Source organism: Bradyrhizobium sp. 62 (assembly GCF_023073035.1).
Classification (GTDB): Bacteria; Pseudomonadota; Alphaproteobacteria; order Rhizobiales; family Xanthobacteraceae; genus Bradyrhizobium.
In genome coordinates, this window is the sequence record NZ_JADPIT010000032.1 from 191,929 (window position 1) to 208,532 (window position 16,604).

Consider the following 16,604-nt stretch of genomic DNA (forward strand, 5'->3'; position numbering starts at 1 on the left):
GAGCAAAGCAATCGGGCCGGAGCCGGATTGCCGCCAAGGAAACGCTCGCGCAAAGCGCTTGCGTACGCTTACAAATGCAGCAACTCCCGATAGAGTTCAATTCCGGATGAATACTGTCTCCGGTTGCCGCTCACGGGTGCGTGATGGGCTTCGTTATTTCGGCCGCCGGCAATTGTAGGCCTTGCGGAAGCCCGCAGCCTGGGCGTCGTCCTCCGAGCAGAACCAGCGGTCCGGTTTGGTGGTCGCGGGGTAGCTCGGGCAGCCCCGTAAATGGTAGATGCCGATGTTGCCGGTCACGCGCGCGCGGACCGCAAGCTTGCCTTTGATGCCACAGCTCGGCGGCATCGTCAGATCCTCGGGAAACAACACCGCGCGAATCTCCTTGTCGCGATCGGCGCGGCAGGCTGCGCCCAGGAGCGCGCCGTCCTTCTTGCCGGTGCGGAATTCTTGCGGTGCAACAAAGCAGCCCCTCCATATTCCGGCCGAGGTTGATTTCGCGTCGGTCGCGGCCGACTTGACGTTCGCCTTGACCGGCTCGCGGGCGATGGCAAAGCCCAGCTTGACGAGCTGCTCGTTCAAGCTGGTCTTGTCGCCTTCGGCCGTGCAGATCGCGCGGTGCCGCTTGCCAAAACTCTTTTCCGGTCCGACATCGTCGCAACGCACCGATCGCTTGCCAATCAGCTTGGCGAGCTGGTCGCGGGCCTCGATGCCGCAGGTCCAGGGATCGGCGTGATCGTCGATGCAGACCTGGTCCAGCTCGGGTGCGTCGACGCCGTCGAGGCGGTAGGTGACGTCGCCGAGCTGGATGGCGTTGCCGTCGCGGACCGTCGCGGCGGCGGTCAGCGCCGAGGCCGGGCCGGAGGTGCCCAGAAATCCGGACAGGGCAATAAAGGAAACGAGCGCAAAAGCGCGGGCGCTGGCAAAGGACTTTCGGAAGGACATAAGGTCTCGCTATCGATGGCTCGTGCGCCTTGTTCCTAGCATCCGGATGTGGCGATACCAATGGTCTGCGCCCCGCGAAGTGCGACATTCCGACCTCGCGGCTTTACTCAGCCGGAGCTCTGATCCTATCGTTCGCGGGCCTTGCGGAGCGGAGGCCGAATCGCCCGGGAAGCGGCGAAGGGAGGAAAAATTTGCGATGAAAGACCCCGTGGACGTCCTGATCATCGGCGCCGGCGCTTCCGGCGCGGCGGTGGCGTGGTCGCTGGCCGAGACCAAGATGCATATTCTCTGCCTGGAGCAGGGCGGCTGGATGAACCCGGCGGAATATCCCAGCACGGGCCGGGACTGGGAGGCCAAGTTCTACGGCGAGTGGTCGTCGAGCCCCAACGTCCGCGGCCGCCCCGAAGACTATCCGATCAACGACGACGATTCGCCGATCAAAGTCGTCAACTATAATGCGGTCGGCGGCTCGACGGTGATGTACACCGCGCACTGGCCGCGGCTGCATCCCTCAGATTTCAAGGTGAGGACGCTCGACGGCGTCGCCGACGACTGGCCGATCGACTACGACGCGCTGACCCCGTTCTTCGAAGAGAACGACCGGATGATGGGCACGTCCGGCCTGTCGGGCGATCCGCTCTCACCGCTGACGCATCCGCCGATGCCGCAACAGCCGATGGGGTTGTCCGGTGCGATCATCGGCAAGACCATGAACAAGCTCGGCTGGCACTGGTGGCCGTCGGATACGACAGTCGCGACCATGGACTACGAGGGCCGCGCGCGCTGCATCAATCTCGGCCATTGCACGCCAGCCTGCGCGCAAGGCGCCAAGTCCTCGACCGACATCACCTATTGGCCGCACGCGGTCCGCGCCGGCGTCGAGCTGCGTACGCACTGCCGGGTGCGCGAGATCACCACCGACGAGAACGGCATGGCCACCGGCGTGGTCTATTACGACAAGGACGACGTCGAGCAGTTCCAGCCGGCGCATGTCGTCATCATCGCCTGCAACGGCGTCGGCACGCCGCGGCTGCTGCTGAATTCGGCATCGAATCGCTTTCCGAACGGGCTTGCCAATTCGTCCGGCCTCGTCGGCAAGAACCTGATGTTCCATCCTTATGCGCAGATCTACGGCTACGTAAAAGAGCCGACCGATAGCAACCGCGCGCCGCCGACCTGCCTGTGGAGCAAGGAATGGTATGACACGGACCTCTCGCGCGGCTTCGTGCGCGGCTATGGCGTTCAGTTCGTGCGCGGCGCGGGGCCGGTGTTCGAGGCTGTCGTCAGCGAGCAGAAGGGCATTCTGCCGTGGGGCGCCGATCATCACCGCATCTTCCGCAAGCTCAACGGCCACCGGCTCGGCTTTTCCGCGATCTGCGAGGACCTGCCGGAGGAGCATAACCAAGTCACGCTCGATCCGGTCTTGAAGGACGGCCACGGCATTCCCGCGCCGAAGATCGACTACACGATCAGCGAGAACAGCCGGAAGATGATGGAGCATGCGCTGGCGCGCGGGCGGGAGATTCTCGAAACCGCGGGGGCGAGCGACATCTGCGTCAACTCGCCGATCCCGTGGGGCGGCTGGCATCTGCTCGGCACGGCACGGATGGGCACTGACCCCGAACGCTCCGTCGTCAATGAATGGGGCCGCTCGCACGACGTCAAGAATCTCTTCATCGTCGATGGCAGCATCTTCGTTACATCGGGCGGGGTCAACCCGACGTCCACCATTCAGGCCCTCGCGCTCTACATCGCCGACCAGATGAAGCAGCGCCTCGCCAATTTGTTCGATTGAGGCCGACATGTCCGCAGACAATCAACTGACACGCAGCCAGCGCGACGACCTCCGCGCTATCGCCGCGATGATCGTTCCCGCGAGCGACGAGTACAAGGTGCCCGGCGCCGACGATCCCGCGATCCAGGCCGACATGCTGGCGACGCTGGGGCGTGACGCCAAATTGGTGGCGGCGGCGCTCGACCATCTGGGGCGGCTCGCGGGCCGACCGTTCGCCGAGCTCGATGCGGCCAGGCGCGATGCGGTGGCGCAGGAGTTTCGCAGTTCCGGCGGCGCGGCTGCCGCGACGCTCGTCCGCGTGGTGCTGCAATGCTACTACCGCGACGACCGTGTGCTGCGCTCGCTCGGCCTCGAGCTACGCGCGCCGTTCCCCCTGGGTTACGTGCTGCCGGATGGCGACTGGTCGTTGCTGGATCCGGTCAAGGCAAGGGCGGGCACGCTGCGACGGGCGCCCTAGCCACCCGGGCAGTCCAGCCTTGCGCCCCGGACGGGTCCCTTGCGCCTCACGGAGCAGGCCACCATCTGTGTGAGCCTCAAGGACTCCTATCATGTTGGATTTCACCTCAGATACCGTCGATGACGCCGCGTCATCGCGAACGGAAACGGCTGTCCCGGTCGATGACCGGGCCCTGCTGGACGCCTATTCCAATGCCGTCATCGACGTGACCGACCGCGTCGGTCCGGCCGTCGTGCGCGTCGAGACCGGACCAAAGGTGCCGAACGGCCGCGAGCGCGGCGGGCTCGGCTCGGGCATCGTGATCTCGCCGGACGGACTCGTGCTCACCAATAGCCACGTGGTCGGCTCGTCGAAGGAGATCCGGCTGCGCGACGTCGAGGGCCATGTCGGCGACGCCCGGGTGCTCGGCGTCGATCCCGACACTGACCTTGCGCTGCTCCGCGCCAACGGCGTGCGGGACTTGCCCTATGCGGCGCTCGGCAACTCCAAGACCTTGCGGCGCGGTCAGCTCGTGATCGCGATCGGCAACCCGCTCGGCTTTGAATCGACCGTTACCGCCGGAGTGGTCTCGGCGCTCGGGCGCTCGATCCGCTCGGTCAGTGGCCGCACCATAGAGGACGTGATCCAGACGGATGCTGCGCTCAACCCCGGCAATTCGGGCGGGCCGCTGGTGTCGTCGAATGCCGAGGTGATCGGCATCAACACCGCGATCATCAATGGCGCACAAGGCATCTGCTTCGCGGTCGCCAGCAACACCGCGCAATTCGTGCTGTCGGAGATCATCCGCCACGGCTATGTCCGCCGCGCCTATATCGGCGTGGCCGGCCAGACCGCGCCGATCCCGCGGCGGCACGCGGTGCTGGCCGGCGTCGAGAACAAGATGGGCGCGCTGCTGGCGCAGATCGAGCCGGACGGGCCGGCCGCGAAGGCGGGCCTGTTGTCCGGCGATGTCGTGATCGGCCTCGACGGCGTCGAGATCAACGGCGTCGACGATCTGATCCGTGTGCTCGATCGCGACCGGATCGGCCGGCGGCTGGCGATGGACGTGCTGCGGCTCGGCCGCCTGCGGGCGATCGATATCGATCCGGTCGAGCGCAAGCCGGCCCGCTAGCGTGTGGGCGCCCAAGCGGGGTATGACGGTGTCATGCCTCGCTTCGGGAACCCCGCCGCATGATGCCGGCGCATGAGACCTACGATGTCATCGTCGTCGGCGCCGGCGCCGGTGGCATGACGGCCGCGGCCGTCGCCGCCGCCGAAGGCCTGCGCGTGCTGGTGATCGAGAAGACCGCTTTCGTCGGCGGCATCACCGCATGGTCCGACGGCATGGTCTGGATTCCCGCCAGTGCCAAAATGAAGGAGGCGGGGCTCACCGATAGCGTCACGGACGCCGTGCGATATTTGTCGAGCACAGTACCCGAGCCCGCCAATGCGGGCCTCCGCGCCGCTTTCCTCGCGCGCGGACCGGAGGCGGTCGCCTATCTCGAAGCCAACACGCAAGTTCGCCTCAAGCCGGTGAAAGCCTGTCCGGACTATTATCCGGAGCGGCTGGGCGCGACGACGGGTGGGCGCGTACTCGAGCCGGTCGTCTTCGACGGCACGCAGCTGGGCGCGCATTTCGCGCGGGTGCGCGCGCCGCTGCCGGAGTTCACGTTGTTCGGCGGGATGATGGTCAACCGCCTCGACATCCCGCATCTGCGGCGGGTCGGAAAATCGCTGCGCTCGGCTCTTCGCGCGGCGCGGCTGTTTTCGGAGTATGCGTGGCAGCGCCTGCGCAGCCCGCGCGGCACGACGCTGCATCTCGGCAATGCGCTCGCCGCGCGGCTGTATGCCTCGCTGCTGGCCCGGCAGGTCGAGATCCTCTTTAGTGCGGACGTCGAAGGCCTGTCGACGCAGGGAGAGCGCGTCGGCGGCGTCATTATCCGTCATGGGGCGCGCGATCGGCTGATTGCCGCGCGACGTGGTGTGGTGCTGGCGACCGGCGGCTTTTCACACGACGCGACCTTGCGAAAACGCTTCTTCCCACCCGCGGCCGGATTTATCTCGGCGGCCCACACGTCCGGTACGGGCGACGGGCTCCGCCTCGCGACCGCAACCGGCGCAGCGCTCAATACGGATGCGACGAGCCCGGCCTATTGGGTGCCGGCCTCGCTGTTTCGGCGCGCCGATGGCAGCCGCGGCGTTTTCCCGCACACAGTGAGCGACCGCGCCAAGCCCGGCGTGATCGCCGTCAATGCGGCCGGCCGGCGCTTCGTCAACGAGGCACTCTCCTACCACGAGTTCGTGCTCGCCATGCTGCGCGACGGCGACGGCGAACCGGACCGGCCGTTCTATCTGATCTGCGACCGTCCGTTCCTGTGGAGCTACGGCCTTGGTCGCATCAAGCCGTTCACGCGCAGTGTCCGGCGCTATGTGGCGAGCGGGGAGTTGGTCGAGGCCGCTGATATCGCGCAGCTCGCAGCGAAGATCGGCATCAAGCCGTCTACACTCGCGGCGACGATCGCGAGCTACAACGAAGGCGCAAAGGAGGGCCGCGATCCCGAATTCGGACGCGGAAGCACGATCTATCAACGCCATCTCGGAGACGCGGCTCACAAGCCCAACCCGTGCGTCGCGCCCATCCTCTGTGCGCCGTACTTTGCGATGCGGATCTATCCCGCCGATCTCGGCACGGCGATCGGCATGAAGGTGGACGCCCAGGCGCGCGTGCTGCGCGAGGACGGCGCGCCGGTTGCCGGCCTCTACGCCTGCGGCAACGACATGGGCTCGATCATGAACGGCAATTGTCCCGGGCCGGGGATCGCGTTGGGACCGGCACTGACATTCGGGTACATCGCAGGGCGCCATCTGGCGGAGGGGAGTGTGGCAGCGGCGCCGATCGCCGCTACGACGTCGGTCTAACTATCTCCACTGCAGTCATTGCGAGCGCAGCGAAGCAATCCAGCTATTTCCGCGGCACGGATTCTGGATTGCCTATCTCTGCGGAGGGCGGTCTGGATTGCTTCGTCGCAAAAGCTCCTGGGGCTCCTCGCAATGACGTAGAAGGGTTCGGGCCTACCGCTACTCCGCAGCCGCCGCAAAGCGGCTGTTCTCCAGTTCCGCTTCCAGCCGCGCCTTCTCCGCCGCCGCCAGTTTGATATTGGCTTCCTTGACATGCCCGAAGCCGCGGATGGTCTCCGGCAGCCGCGCGAGCCTCGCCAGCAGCGGGATCTGCTCCGCTTTCAGCCCGGCGATCCGCTGATCGATCATGTCGAGATAATCCGCGACCAGCTTCCGCTCAGTCCGGCGCTCCTCGGTTCGGCCGAACGGATCGAACGCGCCGCCGCGCAGGAACTTCAGCCTGGCGAGGACGCGGAAGGCGTGGATCATCCAGCCGCCGAATTCCTTCTTCTGGAGATGTCCGGTGGTCTTGTCGCGCTGCGCGAAGATCGGCGGGGCCAGATAGAACTTCAGCTTGAAGTCGCCGTCGAATTTCTCCGAGACCTTCTTGGAGAAGCTGCCATCGGTGTAGAGCCGCGCGACCTCGTACTCGTCCTTGTAGGACATCAGCTTGAACAGGTTTTTCGCGACAGCCTCGGTCAGCTCCGTGGACGCTGGCGAGGCAGCCGCTTCCGCCTTGCGCGCCTTGGCGACAGCGGCGAGATAGCGGTCCGCGTAGGCCCTGTCCTGATAGCCGGTCAAAAACTCCGCGCGCGTCGCGATGATGTCGTCGAGCGACTTCGTCGGCGCGGAGGCCCGGCTCCTGAATTGCAGCACGCTACGCACCCGCGACATGTCGTGGGCGGCGAGTCGTCCCCAGCTGAAGGCGAGCTTGTTCATTTCGATCGCGGCCCCGTTGATCTCGATGGCGCGCAAGAGCGCCTCCAACGACAACGGGATCGCGCCCTTCTGGAAGGCGAAGCCGAGCATGAACGGGTTGGTCGCGATCGAATCGCCCATCAGCGCCGAGGCAATGCCGGTGGCGTCGATGATGTCGAGGTTCTTGTCGCCGACAGCGTCCCGCAGCACCGTCTGCATCGTGCCCGCCTCGAAATCGAGGTCGGGGTTTTGCACGAAGCTCGCGGTCGGCTGCAGGTCAGCGTTGACATAGGCCTTGGTCACGCCGCGTTCGGCGCGGCTGAGCGCGGAGGGACCTGCCGAGACGATCATGTCGCAGCCGAGGATGACGTCGGCGCCGCCTGTGGTGATGCGGACCGCGGAGATGTCTTCCGGCTTCGCGGCGATGCGCACATGGCTCATCACGGCGCCGTTCTTCTGCGACAGGCCGGTGAAATCCAGAGCCGAGCAGCCGCGGCCGTCGACATGGGCGGCCATGCCGAGCAGCGCGCCGATGGTGATGACACCGGTGCCGCCGATGCCGGTCACGAGGATGTTGTAGGGGGCGTCGAGCTCACGCGCGGGGGGCAGCGGCAGGTCGGCGAACAACTGGCCCGAGTCTACCGCCGAGGTCTTGATCCGCTTGAGCGTGCCGCCATGCACGGTGACGAAACTCGGGCAAAAACCCTCCACGCAGGAGAAGTCCTTGTTGCAGTTCGACTGGTCGATCTGGCGCTTGCGGCCGAACTCGGTCTCGAGCGGCTGCACCGAGACGCAGTTCGAGGCTTGCGAGCAATCGCCGCAGCCTTCGCAGACGAGCTCGTTGATGAAGGCGCGCTTGGCGGGATCCGGATACAGCCCGCGCTTGCGGCGGCGGCGCTTTTCCGCGGCGCAGGTCTGATCGTAGACGATGACCGTAAGGCCCTTGATGTCGCGCAGCTCGCGCTGCACGGCGTCGAGCTCGCGGCGGTGATGGACGGTCGCGCCTTGCGGGAAGTAATTGCCGTCAGGGTATTTGGTGGGATCGTCCGAGACGATCGCGAGGCGCTTGACGCCCTCGGCCCAGACCTGATGCGCGATCTGGGCGACGTTGAAGGCGCCCTCGGCCGGCTGACCGCCGGTCATCGCGACGGCGTCGTTGTAGAGGATCTTGTAGGTGATGCTGATGCCGGCGGCCGACGCGGCGCGGAGGGCAAGCAGTCCGGAATGGGTGTAGGTGCCGTCGCCGAGGTTCTGGAAGATGTGCTTCTCGGTGGTGAAGGGCGCTTGTCCGATCCAGTTCACGCCCTCGGCGCCCATATGCGAGATCAAATCGGTGCGGCGGGTCGGCATGCTCAAAGCCATGCCGTGGCAACCGATGCCGGCCATGGCGCGGCTGCCCTCGGGCACGCGCGTCGAGGTGTTGTGCGGGCAGCCCGAGCAGAAGAACGGCGTGCGCGCGAGCTTGATTTGCGCGGAGGCCGGAACAGGAGTGTCGAAGGCCTCGAGCCGGGCGAGGCGCTGCTCCAGCACCGGGCTGTGGTGGCCGAGCTTGCGCAGCCGGGCCACCAGCGCGGATGCAACGAGAGTCGGCGTCAGCTCGCCCTCGCTTGGCAGTAGCGGCGCGCCGCGCTCGTCGCGTTTTCCCGTCACGGTCGGGCGCCTGGACGCATCGATATTGTAGAGGATGCGCATCAGCTGGTCTTCGATGAAGCCGCGCTTCTCCTCGACGACCAGCACGTCCTGAAGTCCTTCGGCGAAGCGCTTGGCCCCGCTTTCCTCAAGTGGCCAGGTCAGTGCGACCTTGTAGATGCGCAAGCCCAAATCCTGCGCGTCCTTGTCGGTAATGCCCAGATCGGCCAGCGCCTGCCGCAGATCGAGATAAGCCTTGCCAGTCGCGACGATGCCGAGCCGTGCCGGTCTGGAGTCGAGCACGATGCGGTCGAGCTGGTTGGCGCGGGCAAAGGCCTGCACCGCCGCCATCTTGGGGCCGAACAGGCGCTTCTCGGCGTCCAGCGGCGGGTCGGGCCAGCGGATGTTGAGGCCGCCGGGCGGCATCTCGAAATCGTCAGGGAGCTTGATCTGGATGCGTTCGGGGTCACTATAGATCGAGGCCGAGCTTTCCACCGTTTCGCTGATCGCCTTGAAGCCGACCCAGCAGCCGGAGAAGCGCGACAGCGCAAAACCGTAGAGGCCGAGGTCGAGATAATCCTGCAGTGTCGCCGGGTTGATCACGGGGATCAGCGCCGCTGCAAATACCTGTTCGCTCTGGTGCGCCAGTGTCGAGGATTGGCAGCCGTGGTCGTCGCCGGCAAGCGCGAGCACGCCGCCATTGAGCGAGGTACCGGCGGCATTCGCATGCTTGAGCGCATCCACCGAGCGATCGACGCCGGGGCCCTTGCCGTACCAGATTCCGAACACGCCATCGACCTTGGCGCCGGGAAACAGGCCGACCTGCTGGCTGCCCCAGACGGCGGTCGCCGCGAGGTCCTCGTTCAGGCCGGGGACGAAGGCGATGTCGTGCTGCTGGAGATGTTCCTTCGCGCGCCACAGCGCGTGGTCGTACATGCCGAGCGGGGAACCGCGATAGCCCGAGATGAAGCCGCCGGTGTTGAGCCCCTGCAGCCGGTCGCGTTCGCGCTGCAACATGGGCAGCCGGACCAGCGCCTGCGTGCCGGACAGGAAGATCCGCTTCGATTCGAGCCGGTATTTGTCGTCCAGCTCGACCTGCATCAGCGTCATTTCAGGAGTCCTCGTCTCTTGTTCGGCTTTTATTCGACTTGGTATTCGACTTGGGGTTTGCGCTGCGGGAGGGAGGAGCGGCTGCGCGACGCGAATTGTGACAGTCAAAGGGATGCGCAGACGAAGTCAATATCGCTGGCCGCATCCGTGGCGCTCCTGCTAGTCATGGCTTGCTTGCGGAGGACATCATGACGGCACAAGCGTTCGATACCGAGATCACGGAGACCGACGGAGCCCTGATCGGGCCGTGGCGTCAGCCGCGTCAGATGCTGCAAGCCCAAACCTACGACGCGCACGCCTCGATCCACGACGACGCCACCGCGCAGAAGCTCGGCTTCAAGGGCGGCACCATCGAGGGTCCGACCCATTTCAGCCAGTTCGCACCGCTGGGTGCGCGTTTGTGGGGACAGGCCTGGTTCGAGAGCGGCTGTCTCTCCGCGCATTACCGCAGCGTCTGTTACGAAGGCGAGGAGGTGCAGGCGATCCTGTCGAAGCCGTTGCCCGGCACCAGCCAGTGCCAGATCCAGATGGTCAAGCGCGACGGCACGGAGGTGCTGCGCGGCACGGCCTCGGTCGGAGAACCGCACGCCGCGACCGCGCTGGAGGCGCGTCTTGGCGAACTCAAGCCGCTCACTGATCCCGTGATCCTGCGCGACGTGAAGGTCGCGCAGACGAGCCGGCGCCAGGCGGTGCGGATGGCGTTCGATCAGATCATGGGCGACCTCTATCCGTTCTCGCTGCGGCAGAAGCTCGCGGTGATCACCGAGACCTCGCCGTATTATTCAGGCGTCGGCAATCCTTCTTCGAATCCGTGGGGCAGGGCGATCATCCCGATGGAGATGCTGAGCGTGCTGTTCCAGTACCGCTCCAAGGACGATCCTCTCCCGGCCAAGGGACCGGCCGTCGGTCTGTTCGCCGACCAGGAGATCAGGCTGGTGAAGGGCCCGCTGTTTGTTGACGAGGAGTACGAAGTCGAGCGCGAGGTTGTCGCGCTCTCCGGCAGCCGCCGCACCGAGAGCGCCTGGGTGAAGACGCGCGTGTTCGACAAGACAAACATTGTGGTCGCGACCATGCTGCTGAACATGGCCACGCTGAAGGATTCCTACGCACCGTATGAGGAAGAATATCGACGGCTGTACGGAGATACTGCCCGCTAAAAACGAGCTTCGTTGTCGCTCATCCTCTAGGCAAATGCACGTCGCAAAGTCGTCGCACAGCGAATAAGCAGACGCGAGGCAGCCTGATAACGTTCTGACAGTGCAGCAAATTTTCCCGCGCTGTCCGCCCGATCGTCATTGTACACAATGGCACGGCGCTTGCAGAACTCCTGGCACAGAGAGTTCTCGCGAGGGGCGGGCGTCATGTTGAACTCAAGCAAGCCGACATTGGGCGCGATCAGCGCCGAACCCGGGCCGATCGCACTCGACTTGTCGGCCACCGCGCTCCTCATCATCGACATGCAGCGCGACTTCATGGAGCCCGGCGGCTTCGGCGAGGCGCTCGGCAACGACGTCAGCCAGCTCGCGCGCGTGGTGAAGCCGATCGGTGCGGTGCTGAAGGCCGCGCGGGATACCGGCATGCTGGTGATCCACACGCGCGAGGGCCATCTGCCCGATCTCTCCGACGCGCCGCCGGCGAAAGTCGAGCGCGGCGCGCCATCCCTTCGCATCGGCGATCCCGGTCCCATGGGCCGCATTCTCATTCGCGGCGAGGCGGGCCACGACATCATCCCGGAGCTCTATCCGCTCGACAGCGAGATCGTGATCGACAAGCCCGGCAAGGGCGCGTTCTACGCCACCGAGCTCACCGACGTGCTGGAGAAATACGGCATCGAAAATCTGCTGGTGTGTGGCGTCACCACCGAAGTGTGCGTCAACACCACCGTGCGCGAGGCCAACGACCGCGGCTATCGCTGCGTCGTCATCTCGGACGGCTGCGCGTCCTACTTTCCTGAGTTTCACGAGATGGGCCTGAAGATGATCAAGGCCCAGGGCGGCATCTTCGGCTGGGTCGCAAGCTCAGCCGCGGTTCTGGAGGCGATGAAGATTTCCACATCAGCGTAGGGGCATCACCATGAGCACAGGCACGACAGGGACGGCCGGCACCTCCGAGTTCAAGCCGGCACTATGGACACCGGGCGACTGGAACGCGTTTTTCGGCTTCGGCACCAACATCCTCGTCAACATGCTGGTGCTCACAGGCCTGTTACGCTTCGTTTTGAAGATGCCCGACTCACTGGTGTTCGGCCGCATCCTGCCCGCACTCGGCTTGATGATGTGTCTTTCCACCTTCTACTACGCATTTCTCGCTTATCGCCTTGCGCAGAAGACCGGCCGCACCGACGTCTGCGCGCTGCCATCGGGCGTCAGCGTGCCGCACATGTTCATCGTCACCTTCGTGATCATGCTGCCGATCACGATCAAGACCGGTGATCCGCTCAAGGGTTGGTCGGCGGGCCTGGTCTGGGTGTTCTTCCAGAGTTTTATCCTAATGATCGGTGGCTTCATTGCGCCTTTCATTCGAAAGATCACGCCGCGTGCGGCGCTGCTCGGCACGCTCGCCGGCGTATCCGTCACCTTCATCTCGATGCGACCGGCACTCGAAATGTACATGACGCCGCAGATCGGCCTGGTCTGCTTCGCCATCATCCTGGTGAGCTGGTTCGGCGGCGTGAAATATTGGCGCGGCATTCCCGCCGGTCTCGTTGCGATCGCGGTGGGCATGGTCATCGCATGGGGGTCGAATCTGTTCGGCCTCGGTCTCGGTGGACTGAGTGTCAAGGGCGTCGGTGATGCCTTCGCGAATTTCGGCTTCTCGGTGCCGATCCCGGCGGTGGGCTACGTCTTCTCCGGCTTCGAATTCCTCGGAATCATCCTGGTTACGGCCATTCCGTTCGGCATCTATGATCTCGTCGAAGCCATGGACAATGTCGAGAGCGCGGAAGCCGCCGGCGACGAATATCCGACCACGCGCGTGCTCACCGCCGACGGAATCGTCAGCCTGATCGGCTGCCTGATGGGAAATCCCTTCATCAATGCCGTCTATATCGGCCATCCCGGCTGGAAGGCGATGGGCGGCCGGATCGGCTATTCGGCCGCGACCGGCGTCATGGTGGTGGTGCTGGCCTGGTTCGGCATCATCTCGGTGCTGCTGGCGCTGGTGCCGGTCGTCGCGATCTCGCCGATCCTGCTCTATATCGGCATGCTGATCGGCGCGCAGGCGTTCCAGACCACGCCGGTCAAGCACGCGCCCGCCATCGTGCTGGCACTGACGCCGCATCTGGCTGCGTGGGCCAAGCTCCAGATCGACACCATGTTGGGCTCGACCATGAACGCGGCTGCGACGGTCGGCGGAATGGCCGCCGACAAGGCCGACGCGGTCAAGGCGGCCGCGATCGCCGCCTTGCCGCAGCAGGGCGTGTTCTATCACGGGCTCGAGATCATGGGCGGCGGCTCCATCCTCGGCGGCCTGATCCTGGGTGCGATCGGTGTCTTCATCATCGAGCGCGACTTCGAGAAAGCCTCGGCGTTTGCGCTAGTTGGTGCGGTTCTGACCTACTTCGGCTTCATGCACGGCGAAGCCGTCGGCATCGGCGGCGGCTTTGGCGTCACGCCCGCGGTCGCGTTCGCCTATGCCGTGATGGCCGCCGGTCTATTCGCGGCCAGCAGGCTCGGCGCGAGCGAGCCCTACATGCCGCATGCGGACATGCACGCGGCACCGGCGGAGTAGCTACCCGCCTTTGACGGCACCCGCGGTGAGCCCGGCGACGATCTGTCGCTGGGCGAACACCGTCAGCAGCAGCACCGGGAGGGTGACGATCAGCGCGGCGGCCGCGAGCGGCCCCCAGCTCAACTGGTCGAACGAGATCATGTTGTAGACGGCAACCGGCAGGGTGCGGGTCTCGCGTCCGGCCAGCACGATGCCGAACACAAAATTATTCCAGGAGAAGATCACGGCCAGGATGAAGGCGACCGCGATGCCGGGCTTGGCGATCGGCAGCGCGACATGGTGGAAGACCTGCCAGCGCGTGGCGCCGTCGATCAGGGCTGCTTCTTCCAGCTCCATCGGCGTCGTTTCGAAATAGCCGATCATGATCCAGATCACGATCGGCACCGTGACCACGAGGTGGATGATGATCTGTGGCACCAGCGTGCCGAGCAGTCCCAGCCACTGGAACATGAGAAACAACGGGATCAGATAGGACAGGCCCGGCGTGATGCGGGCGATCAGGATCACGATCGCGGATTTGTGCGCAGCCATCCGCGCAATCCCGTAACCGGCGGGAACGCCGACGAGCAGCGCAAGCAGCGTCGCACTGCCGGTGACGATCAGGCTGTTGATGAAATAGGTCAGAAAGCGGTTGGAGGCGAGCACGTCGGCATAGTTTTTCCAGGCGACATGCTCGGGAAAGAACACCGGCGGGTAGGCGGCGTTGTCGATCTCGAATTTGAGCGACAGCGACAGCATCCAGAGAAAGAACAGGATCGCCGGCGACACGATGAGGAACACCGAGAACCACAGGCCGATCTTGCCGATGATTTGCCTTGGACTCATGTGCCGCTCGCGATCTCGGTCCACAGCATGCGTTGGCGCGCATAAAGCATCACCGCCGCGAGCAGAACGATCAGCAGGAAGAACACGACCGCGATCGCCGAGCCGTAGCCGAGGTCGTAATAGGAGAAGGCGACGCTGTAGAGATAGATGTTGATCGTCTCCGACGCCGATCCCGGTCCGCCCTGGGTGATTGCGAAAATGATGTCGAAGCTCTTCACGGCGTCGATCATGCGGATCATGCCGGCGATGAACAGGAATGGCATGATCAGCGGCAGGGTGATGAAGCGGAACACCTGCCAGATGCTCGCGCCGTCGATCTGTGCACTTTCATAAGGCTCTGTCGGGATCGCGGCCAGGCCGCCGAGCACGATCAGCATGACCAGCGGCGTCCATTGCCAGGTCTCGACCAGCACCAGCGAGGGAATGACGGTCGCGGGATGGAATACCCAGAGCTGCGCAGGGATTCCGACCAGTGACAGCAGATAGTTCAATACGCCGAGCTGCGGGTGGAACATCATGGTCCAGACCAGCGCAATCGCCACCGGCGTCGCCATCATCGGCATGATGAAGACGCCGCGCAGAAAGCCGCGGCCGGGGAATTTCTGGTGAAACACCACGGCCGCAAACGTGCCGAGCACGAGCGGCAGCAGCACGGAGAGTGCGGTGTAGACCAGTGTATGTCCGATGGCCTCAATGAAGCGGGGATCGCTCGTCAGCCGCAGATAATTGGACAATCCCACGAAGGTGGTCGACGAGCCGACCTTCCATTCGTTCAGGCTCATCCAGATCGTGAAGACCCACGGAAAGATGATGATCGCGATCACGACGACCAGCGCCGGGACCACGAACGGCCAGTAGGACGGCGGCCGCAACTCCTTCTCCGGCGCGGCATCAGACTGTGCCGCGCCCGGAGTCGATTGTGTCAACGCACTCACGCCTTCTCGCTACGCTCCAGGATCGGTCGGTACTGATCGTTGGCCTTCTTCAGCTCGGCGGCAGGATCGGCGCCGGACAAGGTCGCAGTGACCGCGGCGCCGACGATGTCGCGGAATTCGGCGACCGGAATCACGACGGGCAGGCCGAGCTTGCTGATCTTGCCGGAATCGATCACCGATTGCAGCCATTCCTTGGTCTTGACGCCCTTCTGGACCTCGGGATCGCCGAGGATCGAATTGCGGAACGGCACGCCGCCGCCGGCCTGCAGCAGCCGCGCGCCCTGGGTTTTCGAGACCACCCATTGGCAGAGCAGATAGGCGGCTTCCTTGTTCTTGCTTGCAGCGGCAACGCCGATGCCGTCGCCATAGGTCGAGGAATATTGGCCCTTGGGGCCGGCGGGCACGACGGTGTAGCCGACCTTGCCGACAACGCGCGAGGCGGCCGGGTCTTCCAACGGCGGCGCCCAGCCGACGCCGTCGATCCACATCGCGGATCGGCCTTGCGTGAACGAGGCCATCGACTCCATCCAGTTGAAGCCGGCGACGCCTGGAGGTGCCGACTTTGTCAGGAGCGTCTGATACAGCTTGGTCGCGGCAATGGCTTCCGGACCATCGGTCAGGATGTTGCCCTTGGCGTCGAGGAATTCCCCGCCATAATTGAGGAAGAAGTTGCTCCACATCGCCATGTTGGCGTTGCGCAAGCCGCGCCCGACAAAGCCGTAGATGCCTTCCTTGGTATCGGTGAGCTTCTCGGCCGCCGCGGCCATCTCGTCGAGGGTCTTGGGAACGGCGACGCCCTTCTTCTCGAACAGCTCCTTGTTGTAGTAGAGGATGAAATAATCGACCGACCAGGGCAGCGACAGCATCTGGCCCTTGTCGTTCCTGGCATATTGCAGGCCCGCGGCCGAGAAGTCGCTCTCGACGAGATCGGGCGCGGTCAGCGCCGGATCCTTCATGAAGGGCGTCAAGTCGGCGAGCCAGCCGGCCTTCTCGAACTGCCGCTTCTGCACATGATAGCTGAGATGGACGACATCGAAGCTCGGACGGCCCGAGGTGAACTCGATCACCACCTTCTGGCGCTGCTGCTGCTCGGGAATCTGCTCCGCTTCGACCTGGATGCCAGTGAGCTCGGTGAACTCCTTGACGTATTTTTGCAGGTTGTCGCCGCGGGGCCCCTTGGCGAGGATCACCTCGAGCTTGGTCCCTGCGTATTTCTTCCAGTTCAGCTCGGCGCGCGCCGGCAATCCCGTCAGGCTGAGCGCGCCAGCTGCGGCAGTGCCGGTCAAGAGCGTACGACGCGAGATTTTGTGGTTGACCACTCGAGGTCCCTCCCTATGACTCAATTTGGGCGGATACTAGCGGCCGTTCCGCGTCTGCCTAGCCCTAA

Annotated in this window: 12 protein-coding genes; 7 read left to right on the forward strand and 5 right to left on the reverse strand. The window is 64.7% G+C overall.

Translation table 11 applies throughout. The annotated features are described in order from the left end of the window. Positions 1-153 precede the first annotated feature (153 nt). Positions 154-942 carry a thermonuclease family protein gene (locus tag IVB47_RS30330; protein ID WP_247466970.1) on the reverse strand — a complete coding sequence of 263 codons (789 nt, stop codon included), beginning with the start codon at positions 940-942 and terminating at the stop codon, positions 154-156. Between the two features lie 196 nt (positions 943-1,138). Here IVB47_RS30330 and IVB47_RS30335 point away from each other — a divergent pair, with 196 nt between their 5' ends. From IVB47_RS30335 to IVB47_RS30350, 4 genes are all read left to right on the forward strand, one after another. Continuing rightward, complete coding sequence (locus IVB47_RS30335; RefSeq protein WP_247466973.1) at positions 1,139-2,737, forward strand: GMC family oxidoreductase; 1,599 nt, start codon at positions 1,139-1,141, stop codon at positions 2,735-2,737. A gap of 7 nt (positions 2,738-2,744) precedes the next feature. After that, positions 2,745-3,194 carry a gluconate 2-dehydrogenase subunit 3 family protein gene (locus IVB47_RS30340; protein WP_247466976.1) on the forward strand — a complete coding sequence of 150 codons (450 nt, stop codon included), beginning with the start codon at positions 2,745-2,747 and terminating at the stop codon, positions 3,192-3,194. Positions 3,195-3,285: 91 nt separating this feature from the next. Continuing rightward, on the forward strand, positions 3,286-4,305 hold the full coding sequence (locus IVB47_RS30345; protein ID WP_247399673.1) for a trypsin-like peptidase domain-containing protein: 1,020 nt from the start codon (positions 3,286-3,288) through the stop codon (positions 4,303-4,305). Between the two features lie 59 nt (positions 4,306-4,364). Further along, positions 4,365-6,092: an FAD-dependent oxidoreductase gene (locus tag IVB47_RS30350; RefSeq protein ID WP_247466979.1), complete on the forward strand. Its 1,728-nt coding sequence runs from the start codon at positions 4,365-4,367 to the stop codon at positions 6,090-6,092. A 159-nt stretch (positions 6,093-6,251) separates the two neighbouring features. Here the strand turns inward: IVB47_RS30350 and IVB47_RS30355 are convergent, their stop codons facing one another. Further along, complete coding sequence (locus IVB47_RS30355) at positions 6,252-9,728, reverse strand: indolepyruvate ferredoxin oxidoreductase family protein (protein ID WP_247360080.1); 3,477 nt, start codon at positions 9,726-9,728, stop codon at positions 6,252-6,254. Between the two features lie 188 nt (positions 9,729-9,916). On the opposite strand from IVB47_RS30355, the gene IVB47_RS30360 reads away from it, so the two are divergent. The 3 genes from IVB47_RS30360 to IVB47_RS30370 all read left to right on the forward strand — a co-directional run bounded on the left by IVB47_RS30360 (position 9,917) and on the right by IVB47_RS30370 (position 13,457). Then, entirely contained in the window at positions 9,917-10,885 is a 969-nt protein-coding gene (locus IVB47_RS30360) for a hypothetical protein (RefSeq protein WP_247360079.1), read from the forward strand. Between the two features lie 204 nt (positions 10,886-11,089). Continuing rightward, positions 11,090-11,791, forward strand: coding sequence for an isochorismatase family cysteine hydrolase (locus IVB47_RS30365; protein WP_247466982.1), 702 nt, complete (start codon positions 11,090-11,092; stop codon positions 11,789-11,791). A gap of 10 nt (positions 11,792-11,801) precedes the next feature. After that, positions 11,802-13,457 (forward strand): regulator, encoded by a 1,656-nt coding sequence (locus tag IVB47_RS30370; protein WP_247360077.1) that lies wholly within the window; start codon positions 11,802-11,804, stop codon positions 13,455-13,457. Here the strand turns inward: IVB47_RS30370 and IVB47_RS30375 are convergent, their stop codons facing one another. The 3 genes from IVB47_RS30375 to IVB47_RS30385 are packed head-to-tail and all read right to left on the reverse strand — an operon-like array spanning position 13,458 to position 16,536. Further along, positions 13,458-14,282, reverse strand: a complete 825-nt coding sequence (locus IVB47_RS30375; RefSeq protein WP_247360076.1) for a carbohydrate ABC transporter permease — start codon at positions 14,280-14,282, stop codon at positions 13,458-13,460. Next, positions 14,279-15,217 (reverse strand): sugar ABC transporter permease, encoded by a 939-nt coding sequence (locus IVB47_RS30380; protein ID WP_018457161.1) that lies wholly within the window; start codon positions 15,215-15,217, stop codon positions 14,279-14,281. Before IVB47_RS30380 ends, IVB47_RS30375 begins: the two co-directional genes overlap by 4 nt. Further along, entirely contained in the window at positions 15,214-16,536 is a 1,323-nt protein-coding gene (locus IVB47_RS30385) for an extracellular solute-binding protein (RefSeq protein WP_247466985.1), read from the reverse strand. Before IVB47_RS30385 ends, IVB47_RS30380 begins: the two co-directional genes overlap by 4 nt. Between the last annotated feature and the right edge of the window lie 68 nt (positions 16,537-16,604).

Excerpts from the sequence above, each read along its gene's own strand:
- IVB47_RS30350 (WP_247466979.1), top strand. The coding sequence starts at position 4,365 with ATGATGCCGGCGCATGAGACCTACGATGTCATCGTCGTCGGCGCCGGC.
- IVB47_RS30330 (WP_247466970.1), bottom strand. The coding sequence starts at position 942 with ATGTCCTTCCGAAAGTCCTTTGCCAGCGCCCGCGCTTTTGCGCTCGTT.
- IVB47_RS30360 (WP_247360079.1), top strand. The coding sequence starts at position 9,917 with ATGACGGCACAAGCGTTCGATACCGAGATCACGGAGACCGACGGAGCC.
- IVB47_RS30370 (WP_247360077.1), top strand. The coding sequence starts at position 11,802 with ATGAGCACAGGCACGACAGGGACGGCCGGCACCTCCGAGTTCAAGCCG.
- IVB47_RS30355 (WP_247360080.1), bottom strand. The coding sequence starts at position 9,728 with ATGACGCTGATGCAGGTCGAGCTGGACGACAAATACCGGCTCGAATCG.
- IVB47_RS30365 (WP_247466982.1), top strand. The coding sequence starts at position 11,090 with ATGTTGAACTCAAGCAAGCCGACATTGGGCGCGATCAGCGCCGAACCC.
- IVB47_RS30335 (WP_247466973.1), top strand. The coding sequence starts at position 1,139 with ATGAAAGACCCCGTGGACGTCCTGATCATCGGCGCCGGCGCTTCCGGC.
- IVB47_RS30345 (WP_247399673.1), top strand. The coding sequence starts at position 3,286 with ATGTTGGATTTCACCTCAGATACCGTCGATGACGCCGCGTCATCGCGA.
- IVB47_RS30340 (WP_247466976.1), top strand. The coding sequence starts at position 2,745 with ATGTCCGCAGACAATCAACTGACACGCAGCCAGCGCGACGACCTCCGC.
- IVB47_RS30375 (WP_247360076.1), bottom strand. The coding sequence starts at position 14,282 with ATGAGTCCAAGGCAAATCATCGGCAAGATCGGCCTGTGGTTCTCGGTG.